Annotated in this window: 21 protein-coding genes and 1 other annotated feature; all 21 genes read left to right on the forward strand. The window is 38.4% G+C overall.

Annotation, left to right across the window (positions count from 1 at the left end):
• The 21 genes from minD to NAG76_13825 all read left to right on the forward strand — a co-directional run bounded on the left by minD (position 1) and on the right by NAG76_13825 (position 22,935).
• Entirely contained in the window at positions 1-792 is a 792-nt protein-coding gene (minD, locus tag NAG76_13725; GenBank protein ID URN92901.1) for a septum site-determining protein MinD, read from the forward strand.
• 5 nt (positions 793-797) lie between these two features.
• Entirely contained in the window at positions 798-1,949 is a 1,152-nt protein-coding gene (locus NAG76_13730) for a rod shape-determining protein RodA (GenBank protein ID URN92902.1), read from the forward strand.
• A 383-nt stretch (positions 1,950-2,332) separates the two neighbouring features.
• On the forward strand, positions 2,333-3,079 hold the full coding sequence (locus tag NAG76_13735) for a M23 family metallopeptidase (protein ID URN92903.1): 747 nt from the start codon (positions 2,333-2,335) through the stop codon (positions 3,077-3,079).
• Positions 3,072-3,953 (forward strand): site-2 protease family protein, encoded by an 882-nt coding sequence (locus tag NAG76_13740; protein URN92904.1) that lies wholly within the window; start codon positions 3,072-3,074, stop codon positions 3,951-3,953. The genes NAG76_13735 and NAG76_13740 overlap by 8 nt, the downstream gene beginning before the upstream one ends.
• A 33-nt stretch (positions 3,954-3,986) precedes the next feature.
• Complete coding sequence (locus NAG76_13745) at positions 3,987-5,198, forward strand: Rne/Rng family ribonuclease (protein ID URN92905.1); 1,212 nt, start codon at positions 3,987-3,989, stop codon at positions 5,196-5,198.
• A 44-nt stretch (positions 5,199-5,242) separates the two neighbouring features.
• Positions 5,243-5,324, forward strand: a sequence feature (ribosomal protein L21 leader region).
• 16 nt (positions 5,325-5,340) lie between these two features.
• The gene (rplU, locus tag NAG76_13750; GenBank protein URN92906.1) at positions 5,341-5,652 is read left to right on the forward strand and encodes a 50S ribosomal protein L21; all 312 of its coding nucleotides are present in this window, start codon (positions 5,341-5,343) and stop codon (positions 5,650-5,652) included.
• A gap of 11 nt (positions 5,653-5,663) precedes the next feature.
• Positions 5,664-6,008, forward strand: a complete 345-nt coding sequence (locus tag NAG76_13755) for a ribosomal-processing cysteine protease Prp (GenBank protein ID URN92907.1) — start codon at positions 5,664-5,666, stop codon at positions 6,006-6,008.
• Between the two features lie 16 nt (positions 6,009-6,024).
• A complete protein-coding gene (gene rpmA / locus NAG76_13760; GenBank protein URN92908.1) occupies positions 6,025-6,336 on the forward strand; it encodes a 50S ribosomal protein L27 in 312 nt (103 codons plus the stop codon).
• Positions 6,337-6,670: 334 nt separating this feature from the next.
• Complete coding sequence (locus tag NAG76_13765; protein URN92909.1) at positions 6,671-7,405, forward strand: Spo0B domain-containing protein; 735 nt, start codon at positions 6,671-6,673, stop codon at positions 7,403-7,405.
• Between the two features lie 13 nt (positions 7,406-7,418).
• Positions 7,419-8,759 (forward strand): GTPase ObgE, encoded by a 1,341-nt coding sequence (gene obgE / locus NAG76_13770; GenBank protein ID URN92910.1) that lies wholly within the window; start codon positions 7,419-7,421, stop codon positions 8,757-8,759.
• Positions 8,760-8,874: 115 nt separating this feature from the next.
• The gene (locus NAG76_13775; protein URN92911.1) at positions 8,875-9,312 is read left to right on the forward strand and encodes an ACT domain-containing protein; all 438 of its coding nucleotides are present in this window, start codon (positions 8,875-8,877) and stop codon (positions 9,310-9,312) included.
• Positions 9,313-9,562: 250 nt separating this feature from the next.
• Positions 9,563-10,849, forward strand: coding sequence for a homoserine dehydrogenase (locus NAG76_13780; GenBank protein URN92912.1), 1,287 nt, complete (start codon positions 9,563-9,565; stop codon positions 10,847-10,849).
• 4 nt (positions 10,850-10,853) lie between these two features.
• Complete coding sequence (gene thrB, locus NAG76_13785; protein ID URN92913.1) at positions 10,854-11,837, forward strand: homoserine kinase; 984 nt, start codon at positions 10,854-10,856, stop codon at positions 11,835-11,837.
• A complete protein-coding gene (gene pheA / locus NAG76_13790) occupies positions 11,837-12,709 on the forward strand; it encodes a prephenate dehydratase (GenBank protein URN92914.1) in 873 nt (290 codons plus the stop codon). The genes thrB and pheA overlap by 1 nt, the downstream gene beginning before the upstream one ends.
• A 580-nt stretch (positions 12,710-13,289) precedes the next feature.
• Positions 13,290-14,564 carry an ABC transporter substrate-binding protein gene (locus tag NAG76_13795; GenBank protein URN92915.1) on the forward strand — a complete coding sequence of 425 codons (1,275 nt, stop codon included), beginning with the start codon at positions 13,290-13,292 and terminating at the stop codon, positions 14,562-14,564.
• Between the two features lie 103 nt (positions 14,565-14,667).
• Positions 14,668-15,567 (forward strand): sugar ABC transporter permease, encoded by a 900-nt coding sequence (locus NAG76_13800; protein URN92916.1) that lies wholly within the window; start codon positions 14,668-14,670, stop codon positions 15,565-15,567.
• Positions 15,568-16,398: a carbohydrate ABC transporter permease gene (locus NAG76_13805; protein ID URN92917.1), complete on the forward strand. Its 831-nt coding sequence runs from the start codon at positions 15,568-15,570 to the stop codon at positions 16,396-16,398.
• A 30-nt stretch (positions 16,399-16,428) separates the two neighbouring features.
• Positions 16,429-18,174, forward strand: a complete 1,746-nt coding sequence (locus tag NAG76_13810) for a family 43 glycosylhydrolase (GenBank protein ID URN92918.1) — start codon at positions 16,429-16,431, stop codon at positions 18,172-18,174.
• Between the two features lie 25 nt (positions 18,175-18,199).
• Positions 18,200-19,495: an ABC transporter substrate-binding protein gene (locus tag NAG76_13815; protein ID URN92919.1), complete on the forward strand. Its 1,296-nt coding sequence runs from the start codon at positions 18,200-18,202 to the stop codon at positions 19,493-19,495.
• A 7-nt stretch (positions 19,496-19,502) separates the two neighbouring features.
• A complete protein-coding gene (locus NAG76_13820; protein ID URN92920.1) occupies positions 19,503-21,308 on the forward strand; it encodes a sensor histidine kinase in 1,806 nt (601 codons plus the stop codon).
• 10 nt (positions 21,309-21,318) lie between these two features.
• Positions 21,319-22,935, forward strand: a complete 1,617-nt coding sequence (locus tag NAG76_13825) for a response regulator (GenBank protein URN92921.1) — start codon at positions 21,319-21,321, stop codon at positions 22,933-22,935.
• Positions 22,936-22,937: the final 2 nt, after the last annotated feature.

A 22,937-nucleotide genomic window follows, 5' to 3' on the forward strand; every position in this document is an offset into this window, starting at 1 on the left:
ATGGGAGAAGCTATAGTTATTACATCTGGAAAAGGCGGAGTTGGTAAATCTACAACATCTGCTAACATTGGTACATCGCTTGCATTGTTAGGAAAGAAAGTTATTCTCGTGGATACCGATATCGGCCTTCGTAATCTAGATGTGATTATGGGATTAGAAAATCGAATTATTTACGATATTTGTGATGTTGCCGAAAATCGTTGTCGCTTAGAGCAAGCAATTATTAAAGACAAACGTTTCGACGAGTTGTACATGTTGCCAGCTGCTCAAACGAAAGACAAAGATGCTATTACACCAGCTCAAATAAATAAGATTGTCACTGAATTAAAGCAAACTCATGATTTCGTCATCATAGATTGTCCAGCTGGTATTGAACAAGGATTCCGTAATGCGATTGCAGGCGCAGAGCGTGCGATAATTGTGACTACACCAGAAGCTACCGCAGTTCGTGATGCTGACCGTGTTATTGGTTTGCTTGAACAGAACAAAATACCTTCAAAATTAATCGTTAATCGTATACGTCCTGGTATGTTGAAATCAGGAGATATCCTTGATGTTAACGATATTTGTCAGGTATTAGCTATTGATTTGTTAGGTATTGTTCCTGATGATGAAAAAGTAATTGCTAGTGCTAACCATGGTGAGCCAGTTGCTTTGAATCCTGCTTACAAATCAGCTATTGCTTACCGCAATATCGCAAGACGTATGCTTGGCGATATGGTTCCATTGATGGTGCTTGATGAAAAAATAGGCACTTTCAAAAAGATCAGAAAGCTCTTTGGAATGGGATGATGTAGTTGCTTAACAAGATTAAAAAAATTGACTGGATGATCTTAATTATTCTTGTAGGATTAATGGCGTTCAGTTATTTTGTAATACGTAGTGCTACTGAAAATACGATATTGTATCATGGTTTTGAAAATCAACAATTCCTGTATTATATTCTCGGGTTTGCAGTTGTCTTTTTGTTAGTATTTATCGATTACAGAATCATTTTGAAATCCTGGTGGATCATTTATATTATTGGCGTCGCCTCATTAATTCTTATATTCCCATTTGGAAGTAAAATTAATGGTGCCATTGGCTGGTTTTCTCTTTTTGATGGGAAATTATCAATTCAGCCTGCTGAAGTAGTGAAATTATTTCTAATTATTGGTATCGCATATCTCATGGGTAGACGACAAGGTGAACAGCTGGGATTCCGTAGAGATATTATTCCAATCGGAATTTTTTCGCTTATTCCATTTGGACTTGTTATGGCGCAACCGGATCTTGGTAATGCCATAATTTACTTTGTAATCGTTGTCGGCATGTTATGGATAGGTAATGTAAATCATTGGCATGTAATGATCGGTATTGGAGCTTGCGCAATCGCGATAGCGGGAGTGTTATTGCTATTCAATACATTCAATGAAGATATTGAAAAATATCTTATCGACCATGATAAAGAACATTGGTATCAAAGGATTAATACCTTCTTGAATCCTGATGAAGCTTCCAAAGATGCAAAGCATCAATCGGAGAATGCGATTCAAGCGGTCGGTTCTGGTGGATTGTCAGGGCAAGGTTATCTTAAAGGTGGGATGAAAAATGGTGGTTTCATACCGTATCCATATTCGGATTCTATCTTCGCAGTTATTGGAGAAGAATTTGGATTCCAAGGTGCAGCGGTGTTGCTACTATTTTACTTCCTACTTATTTATAGGATGATTATTATCTCTTTCAATTGCAAAGATAGGCGGGCCTCGTACATTATTATCGGGATTACCTCCATGTTCGTATTTCAGATTTTCCAAAACATAGGGATGATGATTGGTTTAATGCCTATTACAGGGATCACGTTACCGTTTATTAGCTACGGTGGTACTTCATTACTCATTAATATGTTTTGTATTGGATTAGTTTTGAGTATTAAATCGCATCAACATATGTATGAAATACCCGACTGATAGAGGAAGTTCAAAATTGCGGACTGTGATCACGATGATTATGCTAACGTAGTTTATTCGACGGCGAAGATGCCCTCCATCGAAAGCCTGTGTGTGCTCGTGTACCAATAATGTACACTGTGCTACTCGTTTTCGCTGAAGTGCATCTTCTTGGTGCTGACAGCCCACGATTTTGAAGCTTCATTTGAAGTCTCGTGCTAAGAATTGTTCGCTTGTGTTCGCAAGCGAACACGTTGCTTGGTTACACTGAGAGCAAAATAGTAGTACCTTAAAAGACCAACCGGTAATTACTGGTTGGTCTATTTTTGTTGTTGGTTATTGCATACTTGTCCGCTTGCAATCATACCTATTAGGAAAGATGATTGTAAATGGAGTTGATGCTAATGAGTAAATTGCCGACCAATTATGAGAATGATCCTGAGAAGTTTTGGAAGTTAAATTCGAATCCATGGGAATATGGAAGTAATCAAAGTAATAATCCAGAAGATCATGTCGTTCAAGATGATTTAGATACGAGAAAAAAGTATGGTTTTTTCAGTCATTTGAAAATCCAGACTATTATTGCGATGATAATGTTAGGCATAGTATTTATTGCAACGCAAATATCAAATCCTTATATTGAAAAAGGAAGAAGTTGGTTGGATCGAGAATTACAGTCCTCTTTTGATTTTGTAGCGATAGCCAACTGGTATGAAGACGTATTTTCGGGTTCTCCTTCTTTCATTCCTAGTTTTGGTAATAAAAGTGAATTAGCGTTGGCGAAACATAATCAAAATTCTGAAATCGTTGCCCCAATTGAAAAAGGGGTACTTCTTCATACATTTGCAGAATTGCTCAATGGCGTCGAAATTGCAGGTGAACCAAATGCTGTGGTACATGCTGTAGAGAAGGGAAGAGTTATTCTAGTAAGAGAACAACAAGATAGTGTCATCATTCAACATGCAGATAAACGTATCTCTATATATACAAGATTAAATGAAGTCAAAGTACAAGTAGGTGATTGGTTAGAGGCAGGAGCAAACATCGGGAAATTGGCTCCTGTTAAAGATGAAGATTACAGTGTGCTATTTCTAGCTATTAAACAGAATGACCAGTATATCGATCCGCTGGAAGTGATTTCTGTTGAATAAATGGCTACAAATAAAATGGAGTCTTCATCCTTTATTTATTATGATATTGTTAGCATCTACATTAACGGGATATTTCCTCGAGCTAATTATATTGTTTTTACTCGTTATTGTTCATGAATTAGGACATATTGTGATGGCTTTTTCCGTTGGCTGGCGTGTGAAATCGGTAAAATTATTACCATTTGGAGGCGTAGTTGAAGTTGACGAAGGAAATGGCGCATCAGCAAAAGATGAATGGCTTGTCGCGATTGCAGGGCCCATGCAAAATATATGGATGGCAGCATTTGCGTGGGTGATGGGCGACTTAGGATTGTGGTCATTAGAATGGACGAACTATCTCATCAAGGCTAATCTATGGTTAGCGGCATTCAATATGATGCCGATACTACCTCTTGATGGAGGGAAAATAGTACTAGCTATGTTAAGTTATCGTTTTCAGTTCTTCGATGTTTTATTATGGACTGCAAGAATGAGTATTGTATGTAGCGTTATTCTAATCGGCTATGCTATATTTCCAGTGTTTCAGAATTTCCAAGGTATAAAATTGAATGAATTAATGATCGGCATATTTTTGTTCTATTCTAATGTTACTTATCATCGCCATGTTCCATTTCTATTTTATAGATTTTTACTATTTCGTTCGAAGCGAGTAGAACAACTTGAAGTCGCAGGTGCACGAGTTGTTCCAATACTTGCACAATCACAACAAAGTTTATATGAGGTATTCAAAAGATTTAAACGTGAACAACTTCATCTTTTATGTGTCGTAGATGGTGTATCTCGAGGGGTAAAACTTTACTCTGAACAAGAGACGCTGCAATATAGTTCAGATGGAAGTAATCTTCATCGTGCAGTTGGTGAACTTTTCCGTTAAAATGAAAGAAACGGGTAAAGGTGGTGACGGGAAATGAAGCAATTGCTTATTCATATGAATCAAACTCATACTCAAGCAGCATTGTTAGTGGATGAACAACTGACAGAATTCTTCGTAGAGCAAACAACAGAACGTAGCTTAGTAGGTAATTTTTATAAAGGGATTGTGCAAAATGTGTTGCCTGGCATGCAGGCTGCATTTATTGATATTGGCATAATGAAAAACGCGTTTATTTATATCGACGATATGCTAGATCCTAATATGGATAAGCAACCTCAGCAGAAGCCAACCATATCTCAAGTTACCTATCCTGGTCAGGAACTTATTGTACAAGTTGTGAAAGATCCTTTTGGTAATAAAGGAGCTCGTGTAACAACTCATTACAATTTAGCGGGAAGATGGCTAGTATATATGCCGAAAGCCGATTATATCGGAATTTCAAAAAAAGTTGTTGATGAGCAAGAAAAAGAACGATTGAAGCAAATAGGGGCTAAGCTTATATCGGATGTTGAAGGAATCATCTTACGGACTGCCGCAATTGGCAAGACGATGGAATCGTTGCAGGCAGATGTAGATCATCTTCGCCATGTGTGGCAACATATAACCGATACAGCGAATAATACTCAAGCACCTTACTTACTCCATAGTGAAGAACAATTACTTAAACGCATATTTCGTGATCTCTATCAATCAGATGTGGATGAAATTTGGGTAAGCTCACCGGAACTTCATGATGAGGTTCAATTGATTATGAAACTTGTTGCTCCACAGGAATCGCCGGAAATACGGAGTTACGTGCAGCAACAACATGCGATCATTTCTCAGTATGGAGTTCATAAACAACTTGTGTCTGCTTTCGGACGAAAGATCCCTCTTAATAATGGGGGTTATATTATTTGGGAAGAAACCGAAGCTTTAACGGTCATAGATGTGAACACTGGAAAATTCGTTGGTCATAATAATTTGGAAGATACTTTGTACCAGACGAATGCTGAAGCTGCAGAGCTTATCGTTAGATTGCTCCGTTTACGTGATACCGGTGGCATTATAATCATTGATTTTATAGATATGGAACATGAAGAAAATCGTAATCGTATTTATAAAATATTACATGATTCCGTCAAATATGATGGGGCGAAATGTGTTGTATTTGGTTGGACAAGACTTGGTTTAATGGAATTAACACGTAAAAAAGCTCGGGATAGTTATACATCGAAATATTTGCAAGAAATTCAGTTGAAGTAATAGGCTACTTATGATACAATGTTTTGGTGTATTGTTCACTTTGGTGGATAATACAAGTACCGCACGAATCGGGTTTAAGTTCATTGGCAACAATGACACCTTGATTAGGCGAGTCTTCGACAAATAAGGAGGTGCACCAACTATGTTCGCAATTATCGTAACTGGTGGTAAGCAGTATAAAGTTCAAGAAGGCGATGTAATCTACATCGAAAAACTTGACGGTAACGAGGGAGAAAACATTGTTTTTGACCAAGTTCTAGCTGTATCAGGAAGCAACGGTTTTGTTGCAGGTACTCCAACTGTATCTGGCGCTAAAGTGTCAGGAAAAGTGGAGAAACACGGCAAAGGTCAAAAGATCATTGTTTACAAATACAAAGCGAAAAAGAACTACAGACGCAAGCAAGGTCATCGTCAACCGTACACTAAAGTAACTATCGAAAAAATCGAAGCTTAATAGGAGCTAAGATGATTACGATCACTATTGTACGAGAAAACGATAACAATCGTATTGTATCTTTTGCTGTTGAAGGACATGCTAATTATGCGAAACATGGTAAAGACATTGTCTGTGCTGGTGTTTCCGCTGTATCGGTTGGTACAGTGAATGCGATCGAAGCGTTAGCGGGAGTCGAGCTTCCTGTCAAGATGAAAAATGGCTGGCTATCTTCTCCTATTCCGCAAATTGCGGATCGATTAGTGGAAGACAAGATTCAGTTATTGCTTGAGTCTATGATTGTGATGCTTGATTCGATCGCTCAATCATATGGTGATCATGTATCGGTACATGATCGCAATTCAAATAATAGTTAAGAAGGAGGGACACTAGATGTTGAAATTAAATCTTCAGTTGTTCGCATCCAAAAAAGGTGTAGGTTCTACTAAGAACGGTCGTGATTCTCACTCTAAGCGTCTTGGCGCTAAACGTGCAGACGGTCAAGTCGTTTCTGGTGGTAGCATTTTGTACCGTCAACGTGGTACAAAAATTCACCCTGGAACTAACGTAGGTATCGGTAAAGATGATACGTTATATGCTATGATTGACGGCGTGGTTAAGTTTGAACGTTGGGGTCGTGAACGCAAAAAAGTGAGCGTATACCCAGTTGAACTAGCACCAGTTGCTGCAGCAGTAGAAGCTTAATAACGAACGTAAGTAGCCCCTTCCAGCATTGCTTGGTCGGGGCTATTTTTAGGTAAGGTAGTATAGGTAGTTCAAAATATGGACTTTGATAACGATGAGTATGCTAACGTAGCATATTCGACATCGCATCTGAAACGAACTTGGAAAGTACGGTTCGCATGTACGTAATGATGTACACTTGCTCTTCCGCCTTTCTCAAGTAGCGTTTCACCTGCTCGGTTCTGAAAGCCCATATTTTGAACCTTTATTGGAATAGGTAGTTCAAAATCGCTGACTTTGATAACGAACTTTCATTAGTAGTGATTAGTGTTAAGTAAAGAGGTGGATTTGCTAGATGGAGTATTGGTACATATGGCGACGTTGGCTATGGCTTACTGCTTTTATACCTGCAATTTTAATCTTCGTTTGGCCTAGTCACAGATGGATAAATCTACTTGCATTAATATGGGTAGCAGCTATTGGTGCTATCTATTATTATGTTGAGCAGAGAATTCATAAACAACAATTATCTTTAACAATTAGATCAACCCATAAACAATGGATTTCAACGATGAATCATCATCGTCATGATTGGATGAATGATCTACAAGTATTATTTGGTTATATACGTCTTGGGAAGCAAGAGCGAATAACTGAATATGTAGAACGAATAAAGGGGAAGATGTTAGCAGAGAGTGCAATCTCAAAGCTAGAAGAACCTTCGCTTGTTAGTTATCTTATTGGTTTTCGAACGATTCCAAGTAATTTCATCTTAGAAGTTAATTTCTTATCTAAGGAAGATCAACGATCGATTATTATTGAGGATGAGCAAGTTAGTGAGATCATAATTTCTATTATCTCTGCATATCGAATATATGCAGCTGTTGATATGACTTCTGATCCAATCCTCCAATTACAATTTGAAAACAATAAGGATCATTTGAATATACATTTTGCATTTAATGGTAGTGTGAACAATCAAGATTTATGGCAACAAAAAATAGAACAGCAGTTGAATGGCGCTAGATCTGTACAAATCATCGGAGCATTATCAGTCGATCAAATTGATTTGCAGATAACTAGAGCGTGAACGGAGGCAATTCATGTTTGTCGATAAAGCTAAGATATTTGTAAAAGGCGGCGACGGTGGTAACGGTCTGATCTCATTCCGACGTGAAAAATACGTTGAAAATGGTGGACCTTACGGTGGTGACGGTGGTAATGGCGGTAATTTGATCTTTCGTGTTGATGAAGGTTTAAGAACGCTAATGGATTTCCGTTATCAAAAACACTTTAAAGCTGACCGTGGGGAACGCGGTAAAGTAAAAGGAATGCACGGAGCAAGTGCAGAAGATACAATTGTACGCATTCCACCTGGAACAACCATCACTGATGATGATACAGGAGAAATAATTGCCGATCTTACAAGACATGGGCAACAAATTATCATTGCCAAAGGTGGACGTGGCGGTCGTGGTAATATGCGTTTTGCTACGCCAACTAATCCAGCTCCATATATTGCGGAGAATGGTGAAACTGGTGAAGAGCATTGGGTTGTTCTTGAGATGAAAGTAATGGCAGATATCGGCTTAGTTGGTTTCCCAAGCGTAGGTAAGTCAACATTGCTTTCAGTAGTTTCAGGAGCGAGACCGAAAATTGGTGCATATCACTTTACAACAATATCACCAAATCTAGGTGTTGTTGAAGTTGGTGATGGAAGAAGCTTTGTAATGGCTGATCTTCCTGGACTAATTGAAGGTGCACATGAAGGTATTGGACTAGGTCATGAATTTTTACGTCATGTAGAGCGTACACGTGTTATTATTCATGTTATTGATATATCAGGAACTGATGGTCGTGATCCATTTGATGATTGGATAAAAATTAATAACGAATTACGTCTTTATAATGAGAAATTAGCTGACAGACCACAAATTATTGCAGCTAATAAAATGGACATGCCACAATCTGCCGATAACTTGGAAATATTCCTAGAGCAATTGAAAGAGTATGATGGCGACAAAGAACATGTTATCGTACCTATTTCTTCATTAACAAGAGATGGTATTAATGAGCTTCTATACAAAGCTGCTGATGTACTGGATATCGTTGAGAAGCAATTGGCCGAAGAACAAGCACAAGATATCGTTCCTGAAGAAGGCGAGCAACGTAAAATATTCAAATATGAGCGTAAGAAAGAATCAAGCTTCAAAATTTCTCGTGATAATGAAGATTATGTGCTTGAAAGTGAAGACGTTGATCGCTTTATGAAACGCTTCAATATGACTAGTTATGATGCCGTAATGAAATTTGCAAAAATGCTACGTAGTATGGGTGTTGATGATGAACTTCGTAGACGTGGTGCAAAAGATGGCGATACGGTTCGTATTGGTGAATATACTTTTGAATTCTTTGAAGGTTCAGATTATGACCCGAATAATTAATAATGAAGAGACGACCAAGGTCGTCTTTTTTTTGTGTCGCCTATTGTAATTAATTAGATAATTCGATATAATGTCCACTATAAGAGAACATATGTCTTTGTTAGGAGGACAATTGATGACCGCTCGATTTTTTGTCGTCCGAGAGGATATATTACCCGAGGCGATCGTTAAGACTATTCAGGTGAAAGAAATATTGAAAAGTGGAAAAGCACATACGATTAATGAAGCTGTAGAACGAGTGGGGCTGAGTAGAAGTGCTTTCTATAAATATAAAGATGGTGTGTATGCACTAGCTGAAATTGCTAGAGAACATATTATCACTATTGCTATGGACTTAGAGCATCGTTCTGGTGTATTGTCTAGTGTACTAGGTGTAATTGCCGCACATGATGGTAATTTACTAACGATGAATCAAAGTATTCCGCTACAAGGTTATGCTAACGTAGTATTATCAGTAGATGTTTCTGGTTTATCAAAAGAAATTGAGCCATTTATAGAATTATTAAAGCAACAGGCGGGTGTGAGAAATGCCTTAGTAATAGGCCAAGGTTAAGGTAGTTCAAAAAGCGTGCTTTGATAACGATGAGTATGCTAACGTAGATTATTCGACGTCGAATATGAAGCTAATTTGGGAAGTCCGGTACGCATGTACCAATAACGTACATTTACGTTTCCTCCTTCCACAAATTAACTCCATCTTCTCGATTCTGAAAGCCCGCTTTTTGAACCTTGATTAAAAGAGGAAGTTCAATGCCCACTATTAAAACAATAATTCGAATAAATCAAACTCTGGAGGGATATAGATGAAACCTATTAAAGTAGGATTATTAGGGCTAGGTACTGTAGGTACTGGCGTAGTCCGTATAGTGGAGAATCATCAAGACGATTTGCATAATCAAGTAGGTAGTTCTATCGAAATTACAAAAATACTTGTTTCGAATGTGAACAAAGAGCGCAACATTGAAGTTGACCGCTCTAAGTTAACTGAAGATCCGTGGGAAGTCGTTCGTCATCCCGAAATTGATGTGATCATTGAAGTAATGGGCGGAACTACGGATACAAAAGATTATATAGTAGAAGCACTTAATCTTGGTAAAAACGTTGTTACAGCAAATAAAGATCTAATGGCGCTTTATGGAACGGAATTATTAGAAATTGCACAACGTAATAGTTGTGATGTGTATTATGAGGCGAGCGTAGCTGGTGGAATTCCAATTATCCGTACACTAATTGATGGTTTCTCATCGGATCGTGTTACTAAAATAATGGGTATAGTCAATGGTACAACTAACTTCATTTTAACTAAAATGACTCAAGAAGGTGCATCTTATGACGATGTACTTAAAGAAGCTCAAGCACTAGGATATGCAGAAGCGGATCCTACAAGTGATGTAGAAGGACTTGATGCTGCTCGTAAAATGACGATTTTAGCGCGTCTTGGTTTCCATACAGCTGTTTCTTTAGACGATGTATCAGTTAAAGGTATATCATCTGTTACGAAAGAAGATATTCAATACGCAAAACATCTTGGCTATCAATTGAAATTACTAGGAATCGCTGAATGTGATGAAAATCAAGTAAGTGTATCTGTGCAACCTACAATGGTGAAAAATTCGCATCCAATTGCTTCTGTTAACGGCGTATTCAATGCTGTACTAGTATATGGTGAAGCAGTAGGTGAAACGATGTTCTATGGCGCAGGTGCTGGCGAATTACCAACAGCAACTTCGGTAGTGGCTGACCTTGTCGCAGTAAGTAAAAATATTAAACTTGGCATCAGTGGTAAACGAGTTAACACTGCGTATAAACAGACAGTGCTTAAAACTGATGATCAAATCTCTTCTAAATACTTCTTATTGCTTGAAGTTGCTGATCGTGCGGGAGTACTTGCTCGCATTACACAGGAGTTTGCAAATCATGAAGTAAGCTTAGAATCTGTTCTACAACAACCTAATCAAAATCAAACTCATGCTGAGATTATCGTCATTACACATGATGCTAGCAAAGCCGCAATTCAAAATGTACTTTCATCATTCAATGCTCTTGATGTTATTCATGAAGTGAAGAGCGTATATCGAGTAGAAGGATAAGCACATGAACAAAATAGAAAAACAATCGGTAGTTGTTAAAATTCCTGCGAGTACTGCTAATTTGGGACCTGGTTTCGACGCACTAGGTATGGCCTTATCATTATATGCATGGCTAGAGCTTACAATAGCTGATGAAACAACGGTTCATCTATATGGCGATGGTATGGAAGGCATTCCGAAAGACCACAATAATTTAGTATATAAAGTAGCTCAAAAAGTGTTTGCTAAGGCAGGAATGCCAGAGCAAGCACTTAAAATAAGTATGTATAGTGAAATTCCTTTGACCCGTGGCTTGGGTAGTAGTGCGTCTGCCATAGTTGGAGCTCTAGTAGCTGCCAATGCGCTGATTGGACAGGCTTTGACTACTGATGAACTATTTCATATGGCTACAGAACTAGAAGGACATCCAGACAATGTAGGAGCGTCAATATTCGGTGGGATAGTTATTTCTTCATGGGATGAGAAAACAGCTCCATACGTGAAGATAACACCTCCTAACACGCTTGAAACATTAGTTATAGTACCAAATTTTCAATTATCAACAGAAAAAGCGAGACATGCATTGCCAAGTCAATATAGTAAAGCAGATGTAGTCTTTAATATTGGTCGCAGTTCGTTGCTTGTCGCAGCGCTCGCATCTGGTCAGCTTGAATTAATTCGTACCGCTATGCAAGATCGGGTACATCAACCGTATCGCGCGGCATTAATTCCCGGTATGGAATATATTTTAGAACATGCTACCGAAAAAGGTGCTCTTGGAGCAGCTCTAAGTGGTGCGGGACCAACATTAATTACATTTGTTGATTCGCAAAGTACGCAGCAAGAGGAACTTGAACAATTTTTACTTGAGTGCATGAAGAAGGAGGGCATTACAGCTACTACGATGTGGCTATCTCCAGATATTTATGGCGCGAGAGTCATTTACGAATCTATTACGCAAGGTGAATCAATCGCTTTTATGGATTTGGTTAAAGGAGACGGACACTAATGACAACAGTAGCTCTATTGCCAGCAGGATCAGTATCAGATGAAGCAGCAAAGTTATTTTTTTCAGATGAATCGGTTGAGTGGAAACATCATCGAATGATTTCAGATGTTTTTCTATCAACGGTAAATGAGATTAGCAATTATAGTGTTATTCCTATAGAGAACACGATCGATGGTTCAGTAAGTTTGCACTTAGATTGGCTTGTACATGAAGTAGATCTGCCAATTCAAGCGGAATGGGTATATCCCTCCATTCAGAATCTTATTGGTCGTCGTTCAGAATTGTTAAATGAATGGGGTCAATTGGATTTTACCAAAGTGAAAAAAGTAATTAGTCATCCTGTTGCGATGTCACAATGTCTTGAATTTATTCGTGAAAATATTCCATATGCAGAAACTGAACATGTAAGTAGTACAGCAGAATCAGTCAAGATCGTTGCAGATCATCCAGGTGAAGGTATAGTTGCTATCGGGACAAAGACCGCTTCGATTAATAATAAGTTAGATATATTAGCTGATTCGATCACTGATCACAATAATAACTACACACGTTTCTTCTTAGTAGGTGATAAGCCTTATACTGCTCGTGAGAATAGTAATATGAAGACAAGTATTCTTGTTACTCTACCTGAAGATTATGCTGGAGCATTACATCAAGTACTGTCTGCATTTGCGTGGAGAAGAATTAACTTATCCCGCATAGAATCTCGTCCGACGAAGAAGAAGTTAGGTAGTTATTATTTCTATATTGAAATTAAGTACTCGCTTGAAGAGTTTTTACTACAAGCAGCGCTCCAAGAAATTGAAGCGATTGGGTGTCAGGTGAGGGTGTTAGGTTGTTACCCAAGCTACAAATACGAACAACTTTTATAGGATGCTCAAAATCGCGGACTGTGATCACGATGAGTATGCTAGGTAGTTTAGTCGACATCGAATATGCCCTCCATCGAAAGCCTGCGTGTGCTCGTGTACCAATAACGTACACTGTGCGCCTCGTTTCCGCTGGAGGGCATATTCTTGGTGCTGACAGCCCACGATTTTGACCTTCCATTTTAAGTTTCGTGCTAGACAGTCTCCGCTTGTGTACTCGAACCGTACACGTTGCTGGGTTTCGTTTTATAGTACTTTCGGTATAGCATCAGTTTTAGCTTTGTGCTAGACAGTCTCCGCTCGTGTACTCGAACCGTACACGTTGCTGTGGCGCCATAAAAAAGACGATTTCTCATTCGGTTTTCGAATGAAGAGTCGTCTTTTTTTCGTGCCTAGGGGTACGTATCATCTAGTTGGTGTTATAAGATTTCGTAAAAATTAATGAGACGTAACAGATTTATAACAATCTAAAGATATGTCCATATCATCTATAAATGTGACGTTTGTAGCAGATCATCTTCCGTTTATGATAGTAGCAAGGTTGTAACAACTACCGAATTAAACAAATAGGGGGATTCGTATAATGAAGAAAAAAGGGATGAAATGGTCTAGCTTACTTCTACTTATTCTAGTTGTTGCTATGATCGCAGCAGGATGCAGCAGTAATTCAGGTGACAACAGTACAAAACAAAGCTCAGGAGGAACTGGTAAGAAAACAGAAATATTGTTTTGGTCACCGTTCTCTGGCTCAGATGGACCTTTCATGAAGAAAATTGTTGATAAGTACAATAGCTCACAGGATCAATACAAAGTAGATTTTGTCATTCATCCAAACGGTGAGTATTACAAGCAAGTAGATATTGCACTAAGTTCAGCAAAAGATAAGCCAAGTCTTATGATTATGCACGTAGATAAGGTGCCAACATACGCTAGCAAAAATCAATTGCAACCAATCGATGATTTAGCAACCGAGGCGGGAATTTCCAAAACAGATTTTGCAGTAGCTCCCGTTGAATACGGTACAATCGAGGATAAATGGTATACGATTCCTTTGGATATTCATCCGTTAGTTATGTACTATAACAAAGATTTGTTCGTGCAAGCAGGCGTAACGACTGTTCCGACAAATCGTGCAGAGTTTGATGAAGCGATTACGAAGCTGACAGATGCTAGTAAGGGTGTCTATGGTTATGTAGTACCAACGCTATGGCCACAACAATTTATTTTCCCAACATTAGTTTGGCAAAATGGTGGTCAGCTATGGGATGGCAATGATGTGGGCTTTAATTCACCTGAGGTAGTTGAAGTTGTTCAATATCTTCGCAATATGATTGAAGCAGGTACTTCTCCAGCTAACGTGCAACAAGATGGCGAAAACACATTGTTCCTTCAAGGTAAAAATGCTATCCAATTTAACGGCCCATGGATGAAATCACAATTTGATGAAGCAGGTTTAAATTATGGAGTTGCTACTGTTCCTCAATTAGGTAAAGCTAGGCAAGCTGTATACGCTGGTTCTCATGGATTCGTAGTTCCTCAAGGCATTACAGATGAAAAAGTTGTTGCTGGCGTAGGTGATTTCTTGAAATACGTTTCTTCTAACTCTATGGATTGGGCTGAATCGGGTCAAGCACTTGCTTCGATTCCGATGATTGAAAGTGACGAGTTTAAAGCTTTGGAGTTCCAAAGCACGATTGCTTCTTCTTTCGAATATGTACAATTTAGTCCTAACGTTGTTAATTGGGATACCATTTCAGAGCCAATCTGGAGTGAATTGAACAATGCATTGCTTGGCAATAAAAGTGTTCAAGAAGCTATGGATGACGCAGTCAATAAATCTCATCAAGCGATGAAATAGGTCTAATTGAAGAGAAGATGGGATAGTGCAATACATGTCTCATCTTCTTTTTACAACCGTATATGAAATGAACTTATGAGTCTGCAAGCGCAGGAGGGGTAATATGATGAAAAGTAGTGTGGGTTCCCGCTTTACTTCGTTTTTGTTCGTCATTCCGTATTTAATTGCTTTTAGTGTATTTTTACTATTTCCCATATTATATGGTGTGTACTTAAGTCTTCATAACTTTGAATTATTGTCCGTAGATCACGATTTTGTAGGATTGGCCAATTATATTGATATATTCACACCGGGAACGTATTCCAATAGTGTGTTTTTTAGAGGGCTTTGGGCAACTTTCCAGTTCGTAATTTACTCCGTGCCATTATTGATTTTTACAGGACTTGGGATGGCTATGCTAGTTAATGCATTACCTAGGAGAATTAGAGGGTTATTTAGAACGGTATATTTCTTGCCTTATGCATTATCCGCATCAGTTATGGCGGTCATATGGTTAATGATGTTTGATACGAATGCAGGATTTTTAAATAGCTTACTTCAAAAATTGGGAATTGTGGGAATTCCATGGCTAACAGCTACACCTTGGGCATGGATAGCCCTTATTATAACAACTTTATGGTGGACAATCGGATTTAACATGATTATTTTTATTAATGCACTTAATGAGGTGCCAGAAGATTACTATGAAGCAGCCTCGATTGATGGTGCGAATCAATGGCAGAAGTTTATTCATATCACGTTACCTACGATTAAGCCCGTTATGCTTTTTGTCATGATTACTTCGACGATTGCATCCTTTAATGTTTACGCACAGCCGTTCCTTCTAACGAGAGGTGGGCCTGGTGATTCGACTAAAGTATTGTTAATGAATGTACTTGATCAAGCATTTGCTCGTAAACAAATTGGTTCAGCTTCAGCAATGGCTATTATGATGGCGATACTAATCATAATAATTTCCCTCGTACAAATGAAACTAACGATGGCTAAGAAGGGGGAGAAATAGATGCTAGCACGAAAAATTGGTGTTATTTTAGTGGCAAGCATAATCGGTATTATTTTTATTATTCCTTTAATATGGATGCTATCTACTGCATTCAAAAATGATTTTGAGGCACTTTCAGGACAAATGAATTTGTTCCCGATTAATCCGACCATTGATAACTTTGTGCAAGGGATTCAAGGGGAATTCATGAATGTTCCTATCATGCGCTGGATCGGAAATTCATTGCTGGTTGGAGTTGTCGGAACTGTTATTGTGCTACTTATTGATTCCATGGCAGCATATGGATTGGCAAGGCTGAATGATATGCCTTTACGACGTATAATGCTACCTATCTTTATAGCATCGCTAATGATCCCTTCTGTACTTACGTTTTTGCCTATGTACATGGAATTCAATGCGTTAGGTCTACTTAATACTTATCCAGCTTTAGTTCTTCCGGCGACAGCAGGGGCATTCGGTGTATTTCTACTTTATCAATTTTTTGTATCGTTTCCTAAGGAAATTGAAGAAGCTGCTCGGATTGATGGTGCGAATAAGTGGCATATATATGCTCGTATATTGCTGCCATCAGCTATTTCAATTATGGTTACACTTGCGATCTTCACATTTATGGGGATTTATAATGATTTTGTGTGGCCACTATATGCAACATCTTCTCCAGAGATGCGAACCATTACGGCAGGTATTGCAATTATGGCAACAGGAAGCTACACACAAAGTTACGGCAAATTGATGGCAATGACAACGATTGCTGCTCTACCAGTTATTGTTATTTTTATCGTTGGTCAAAGATCGTTTGTTAAAGCAATTACACAATCTGCAGTGAAATAGGAAGCAAGATTATATTCATGGAGGATATGCATGAAAATTACTCAAAAACAAATGGTTATTGTAGTTGTAATTTTGCTAGCAGTACTAGGGGGATTGCTAATGATTCGGTCACAGATTAAGGACGTTCAAATAAATGTCCCGTATAATGGACATGGGGGTACTTACAAAAACTTGTTAGTAACTATGGACACCCCAGATCCAAGTGTTGTCTATCATCAAGGTTTTTACTATATGACGTTTACGCATGATGGTATTGATATTATGCTGCTTCGCTCAAAAACGTTAGATTTTAGAAATGCAGAGCAAAAAGTCGTATGGTATCCACCAGTTAATACGATGTATTCTGCTAATTTATGGGCACCTGAAATTCAGTTCATTCAAGGGAAATGGTACATATATTTTGCGGCGGATAATGGTCAAAATGAAAACCATCGTATGTACGCTCTTGAAGCAGTAACGGATGATCCAATGGGTGAATATAGCTTCATGGGGCAAGTTACTGACGCTAGCGATAAATGGGCAATTGATGGTTTAGTGTTGGAACAAGATGATCAATTATATTTTGTTTGGTCTGGTTGGGAAGGCGATGAAAATATCGCTCAAAATACATATATTGCTCCTATGAGTAATCCATATACCATTAATGGGCCAAGAGTTATGATCAGTAAACCTGATCTTGAATGGGAAAAAGCGGGAGGCCCGCCTTACATTAATGAGGGTCAAGCAATATTGAAAAAGGATGGTCAAATTCACATTGCTTATTCAGGTGCGGGTAGCTGGACACCTGATTATAGTATAGGTTTACTTACTTTAGAAAAAGGCGCTGACCCGTTAGACGCATCTAAGTGGAGTAAAGCGATAGAACCACTTATGACTCGGGATGATGAGGCTAACGTGTATGGCCCAGGACATAATTCATTTGTAACATCACCTGATGGAAGTGAAACTTTTATTGTTTATCACGCAACAACGGGCATTAATGATGGTTGGAGCAACCGCCGTGCTCGTGCGCAAAGAGTGAAATGGAATGAGGCAGGACATCCAAGCTTTGGTTCCCCGTTGTCGCTTATGACGGCTATAAATGTACCTGAAGGTTCAGGTATATACAGAAGTGTGGATGCAATTGAGGAAGTTGACGGTTACCGATATACAGGTATTGTTACTATGGTAGATACTGTAATCCCAATATTATTCCATTACAAAAATGTAACTGGTGAGACCCGTGCATTAACGGTAGCTTTAAACGGGCAGGAAGAGCAACAGCTTAAACTTGCTCCAACTTTAGCTGATGAACTAGGATATGTGTACTTGCAGGGGTCATTATTAGCGGGAGAGAACGGAATTACTTTGCAAGGAGCAGATGTTAAGGAACATATTTATGCTATTGAAATTCCAAGGTATGAGGCAGAATATACTACTATTTTTGGAGATTCTGAAACTCAAGATAATCCGTTCGCTTCTAACGGGAGTACTGTATTTATTGCTGAAAGCAAGCAGAAGGCAATCAGTTTCTCTAATATTAAGGTTCCATCAGCTGGCGAATATGAAATACATTTTGCAATAGCTAATACAAGTGGACAGGAGCAAGAAATAGATATTACAATCAATGAAAGCAAGAAGCAACGTCTTACAATATCTAGCACGGAGCGTAATCAGTTTATACCAAATAGTATGATTGTTAAGTTAGTCGAAGGTTCTAATGCCATTCATCTAACAAATGCAACGAGTCCATTAGAAATTGATTATATTGACATTAGTGCGGCAACTAAACATTAAAAAAATTTAAGTAGGGGGCTAAGTAATGGCCAGCGGAGTATGGATGAAAAAGGTTGTGCTATTAATTTGTCTTAGCATCCTATTATTAGTAATGAGCTGTTCTCCTTCGAATCGTTCCACCAATATGCCTGACGACAACTCGCAAGTTATTCAGCTGGAATTTTGGACGCCGTTTAGCGGTGGGGATAATCGATTTATGACTCAGCTTGTTAACTTGTTTAATGAAGAAAACAGTCAAATTCAGGTCATACAAGTAAATTCTCGATTAGATGATTATTACTCACGTTTGCGTACAACGATATTATCAGGCAATGCACCCGATGTTGCCATTTTACATCAGACAAGTTTACCTCAATTTGTCCAAAATGGTTATATTGAAAATTTAGAAGAGCCTGCTAAAGCGGTCAATTTAGAGTGGAATACTTTTAACGCTAATATTTTGGAGTCCACAGTCTATGATCAAGTTCCTTACGCTGTGCCTCTAGATACGCATACATTAGTACTTTATTATAATAAAGATACTTTAAAGCAGGCAGGGTTGTTAGATGCGCAAGGTGAGCCATTGCTGAATAGCGGACAATCCTTAGAAGATTTTTTACAAGTGTTAAAACAACAATTACCACCATCGATTGCTCCTTTGGCACAGCCAGGAACTAGAATTGATTCCGTATGGTTATGGTGGAGCTTATACAATCAAATAGATGGTGGGGGAGCGTTCTATAATGATGCACAAACCGAAGTTGTTATTAACAATGATAAAGCGCTAACAGCACTTCAATTCGTTCATCGACTTTATACTGAAGGCATTATTCCACCTAATATTAACGATGCTTTCAAAATGTTTTATGATGGGCAGGCTGCTGTTCTTATTACAGGAGTATGGGGGACAGGGGCGTTTGAAGAAGCGGAAAATTTGGATTTTGGAGTAATCCCACTCCCTGTTGTATTTGATCATGAAGCAGTCTGGGGAGATTCTCATACGTTAGTAATACCGACTAAACATGGCATGACGAATGAAAAAAGAAATGCTGCTTTGTACTTTATGAAGTGGCTTGTAGAACATGGTGCTAAGTGGGCGGAAGCGGGGCATGTACCAAGTAAGATCTCTGTTGTGGAAAGTCCGGAATATAAAGCTCTGCCTTTTCGTAGTGATTACGCTGCGACAGCAGACTATGTAGCATATTGGCCTAGACATGTGATGCAATGGCCGATTGTCGAAATTCTTATTCAAGAGTTTGAAAAGATGAACTACGGACTACAGACACCAGAAGAGACACTGAGACAAACGCAAATCAAAATAAATGATGAATTGAAGGAATAAATTGCCGATGAGAACGAGAATGAGAAAAGTAACTGAATGGATTAAAAATAAAGAGCTAGCCAAAAAACTAGTAATGATTTACTTTGTTCTCATTGTCGTTCCGCTGAGTATTATGATTTATTTCTCGCTTACCATTTTTTCCGATAAACTCGAGCAAAAGGTTGGAGATTATCAATTACAAACGTTGAAGCAACTTACATTACGTATGGATGCCTACATGGAAGAGTTAGATCGACTTACAATGATGCCTTACCAATATGAGAACATTATTACGTTTTTGAACAGTAAGCGTGAGCATGACCAGCCGTTAACTTTACAGGAAATTAAAGATCTAAATAGCTTTGTTACGCAAGTTTTTCTCAACGGAAGAATCGATATTGTGGGAGTGTCCTTGTTTGGGGAGAATGGCGCCTCGTATGTTGTATTGCCTGAAAGTCAGTATGTTACTAATTATAGTATGGATGATAAATTAACGTGGCTACAGCAAGAGAATTCGATGGACGGTCGCTCTATCTTCACCGCTACTCATAATATTGAGACGGTAAACGGTATCCAATATCCTGTATTTTCAATTGCGCGGGAGTTAAGAGTATTCGATTCAGGGAAAAAGCTAGGTTATATTGTTATTGATGTTAACCCCAAATTTTTACAACAAATATTGTCTGAAGTTACTCTGGGTGATCGTGAGGAGATATTTGTTACAACTGCAGAAGAAGAGTTAGTTGCAGTCAAGCAGAAGGATACAATGCGTGGGGAACTATCAGGGCTTTGGCAACATGAGGAATTAGAGGGCGTGACCCATGCCGATCTGGAGGGGGAGCGGCAGCAGATTGCGTATGTGACTTCGGAAATAACAAATTGGAAAACAGTAGGGATTGTTCCTGTAACGGAGTTGACGAAGGAAACGGTCTTAATTAGAAATACGCTGCTCATTATCGGTACAGCGTGTGTAGTTTTGGCAATTTTATTTTCTACATTTCTAGCTTATCGTATTACAGAGCCTTTGCGGAGCTTAACAAAACTTATGAGAAAAGTAGAACGTGGTGATCTGCTTGTAACATTTCCTGTTAAACAATGGGATGAGGTTGGTCATTTAGGTCATACCTTTAATATGATGGTTTCCAGGTTAAGTGAGCTTGGTTATTTGCTATATGAAACAGAGATTCGTGAAAAAGACGCCCAAATTACCGCTTTACAAAGTAAAATAAACCCTCATTTTTTGTACAATACTTTGGGCTCAATTAGTATGTATGCTGAGATTAAAGGTAATCGAGAAGTTGTTACGATGACCAACACATTGAGTAGGTTGTTACGGTACAGTCTCAACGGAAGAAAAGAAAGGGTAAGTTTGCAGGATGAATTGAATCATGTGAAGGGTTATATGACAATACAACAAATGAGATATGAGGATCGAATATCATTTCAGCTTCAGGTAGAAGACGAGCTTATGGATTGTGAAGTTATTCCATTAATTATCCAACCAATTGTAGAAAATGCACTTAATCATGGTATAGACCGTGGTATAGGATACGGAGCAATAGATCTAATATGTCGTAGAGATGACAATAAACTAGTTGTCACGGTTTCAGATGATGGAACTGGCATTTTGGAAGAGGAGCTTTCGAGACTGCAATGGAAGTTAAACCATTCTAAAGATATTGGCGGGAGCTTTGGCAATGGCTTACTGAATGTTCATCGTAGAATTGTACTGCATTATGGCGAAGCATACGGTTTAAGTTTACAAAATATAGAGCCATCAGGATTGAAAGTAACGATATCCTTACCTATTACAACTAAGAAAATATCACTGTAGGAGGGATTCAATGCCTAGTATTCTCATTGTAGATGATGAAACAATTTTTCGAACTGGTCTTAAAAAAATGATTCAGGAACTAGATGAAGATTGGGAAATCGTTGGAGAAGCAAGAGATGGCATCGAGGCGCTTGAACAAGTAGACAAACTGCAGCCTGATGCGATTTTAACAGACATTAGAATGCCTAGAATGGATGGCATACAACTGCAGCAACAAATGGCTAACCAATTTCCAACAATAATGTGTGTTGTAATAAGTGGCTATGATGATTTTATGTATGTGCAACAATCGATGCGTCAAGGTGCTAAAGATTATATTATGAAGCCTATTGAACGCGATGAACTCGGGAGAAGCTTACTTATTATGAAGGGGAAAATTCAACAGCAAGCAGATTCTTTTCAACAACTTCATATGAAAAAGAGAGAGCAAATAAAGAGAGCTAGAGAGCAGATTATAACGGGACTATTATGCAACAAGCTTCAAGAGAAGGATTTGGATCAGTTTGCGAGTGATGGCATTATATTTAAAGGGAAGTGGAATTCTTGTATCGTGCTGCAATTAGATAAGCCTTCAATAGCGGAGGAGAGATACAATCAAGCAGACCCGTCATTGTTTATCCTTTATTTGCAACAACTTGTGCAAGAAATACTAGATCGAAGGTTTACTGGTATTTGCTGTTCACCTAAAGCAACGGAGGTTGTTGTTATTGTTAACCATAAAGATCGTGAAAATGCTCAAAGAGAGATGAATGAGCTAGCAGAAAGTATCCGCAGACAAGTGAATAGTTTGTCTAATATGACCGTTACAATTGGAGTAGGAAGACCGTATGGTAAAGTCGAGGATATTCTGCAAAGTTATCAGGAAGCTCAACTAGCTTTTTTGCAGAGATTAATATTAGGTGACGATCAAGTTTATCAATATGAAGGTGAGACTCAAGTAAGTGAGGCTATTCATGAGTACAGTACTCTCTCCTTAGATAACATTGAAAAAGCATTTCTAGACGGGAATGTTGAAGGGCTTTTCACTCAGGTTGAGCATTTTGTACATAAGCTTTGTCAGGTTGCTAATTCACCGCAATATGTACAGCAACAAATATGCAAGATGATTATACATTATTGTGAATGGTCTAACCAGCTAAGACTAACAAAGCAATGGCTTGGAACCGATGATGTTCGTTCTATTTTGCTGCATATTTGTTCCATATCGACGAGAGAAGAATTATCAGATGAACTAGGAAGACTACTAGTCAAATTAATGCATACTGCAAATCTCAATCAAGCTCTGTTTGAGGCAGATCCTATTGAGAAAACTATTAAGTTTATTGAAAGTCATTTTTCGGAGCAGCTAACATTAAAAAATGTTGCAGACACCGTATTTTTAAATTCGGCTTATTTCAGCAGTTTGTTTAAACAACGTACAGGAATTTCATTCATAGATAAATTAAATGAGGTTAGAATTTTAGAGGCTAAGAAACGAATGGCCTATTCTGATCAAAAGTTGGTTGTCATTGCGACACAGACAGGATTTACGAATATTAGACACTTTAATCGTGTATTTCGAAATGAGACGGGTATGTCACCAACCGAATATCGCGAAAAACATATGAGACATGAGAAGGAGAAATGAAA

It is taken from the genome of Candidatus Pristimantibacillus lignocellulolyticus (assembly GCA_023639215.1).
GTDB lineage: Bacteria > Bacillota > Bacilli > Paenibacillales > Paenibacillaceae > Pristimantibacillus > Pristimantibacillus lignocellulolyticus.

Excerpts from the sequence above, each read along its gene's own strand:
- NAG76_13755 (URN92907.1), top strand. The coding sequence starts at position 5,664 with ATGATTACGATCACTATTGTACGAGAAAACGATAACAATCGTATTGTA.
- rpmA (URN92908.1), top strand. The coding sequence starts at position 6,025 with ATGTTGAAATTAAATCTTCAGTTGTTCGCATCCAAAAAAGGTGTAGGT.
- minD (URN92901.1), top strand. The coding sequence starts at position 1 with ATGGGAGAAGCTATAGTTATTACATCTGGAAAAGGCGGAGTTGGTAAA.
- NAG76_13765 (URN92909.1), top strand. The coding sequence starts at position 6,671 with ATGGAGTATTGGTACATATGGCGACGTTGGCTATGGCTTACTGCTTTT.
- pheA (URN92914.1), top strand. The coding sequence starts at position 11,837 with ATGACAACAGTAGCTCTATTGCCAGCAGGATCAGTATCAGATGAAGCA.
- NAG76_13745 (URN92905.1), top strand. The coding sequence starts at position 3,987 with ATGAAGCAATTGCTTATTCATATGAATCAAACTCATACTCAAGCAGCA.
- NAG76_13805 (URN92917.1), top strand. The coding sequence starts at position 15,568 with ATGCTAGCACGAAAAATTGGTGTTATTTTAGTGGCAAGCATAATCGGT.
- NAG76_13820 (URN92920.1), top strand. The coding sequence starts at position 19,503 with ATGAGAACGAGAATGAGAAAAGTAACTGAATGGATTAAAAATAAAGAG.
- NAG76_13735 (URN92903.1), top strand. The coding sequence starts at position 2,333 with ATGAGTAAATTGCCGACCAATTATGAGAATGATCCTGAGAAGTTTTGG.
- NAG76_13810 (URN92918.1), top strand. The coding sequence starts at position 16,429 with ATGAAAATTACTCAAAAACAAATGGTTATTGTAGTTGTAATTTTGCTA.
- obgE (URN92910.1), top strand. The coding sequence starts at position 7,419 with ATGTTTGTCGATAAAGCTAAGATATTTGTAAAAGGCGGCGACGGTGGT.
- NAG76_13780 (URN92912.1), top strand. The coding sequence starts at position 9,563 with ATGAAACCTATTAAAGTAGGATTATTAGGGCTAGGTACTGTAGGTACT.
- thrB (URN92913.1), top strand. The coding sequence starts at position 10,854 with ATGAACAAAATAGAAAAACAATCGGTAGTTGTTAAAATTCCTGCGAGT.
- NAG76_13800 (URN92916.1), top strand. The coding sequence starts at position 14,668 with ATGATGAAAAGTAGTGTGGGTTCCCGCTTTACTTCGTTTTTGTTCGTC.
- NAG76_13795 (URN92915.1), top strand. The coding sequence starts at position 13,290 with ATGAAGAAAAAAGGGATGAAATGGTCTAGCTTACTTCTACTTATTCTA.
- rplU (URN92906.1), top strand. The coding sequence starts at position 5,341 with ATGTTCGCAATTATCGTAACTGGTGGTAAGCAGTATAAAGTTCAAGAA.
- NAG76_13815 (URN92919.1), top strand. The coding sequence starts at position 18,200 with ATGGCCAGCGGAGTATGGATGAAAAAGGTTGTGCTATTAATTTGTCTT.
- NAG76_13825 (URN92921.1), top strand. The coding sequence starts at position 21,319 with ATGCCTAGTATTCTCATTGTAGATGATGAAACAATTTTTCGAACTGGT.
- NAG76_13775 (URN92911.1), top strand. The coding sequence starts at position 8,875 with ATGACCGCTCGATTTTTTGTCGTCCGAGAGGATATATTACCCGAGGCG.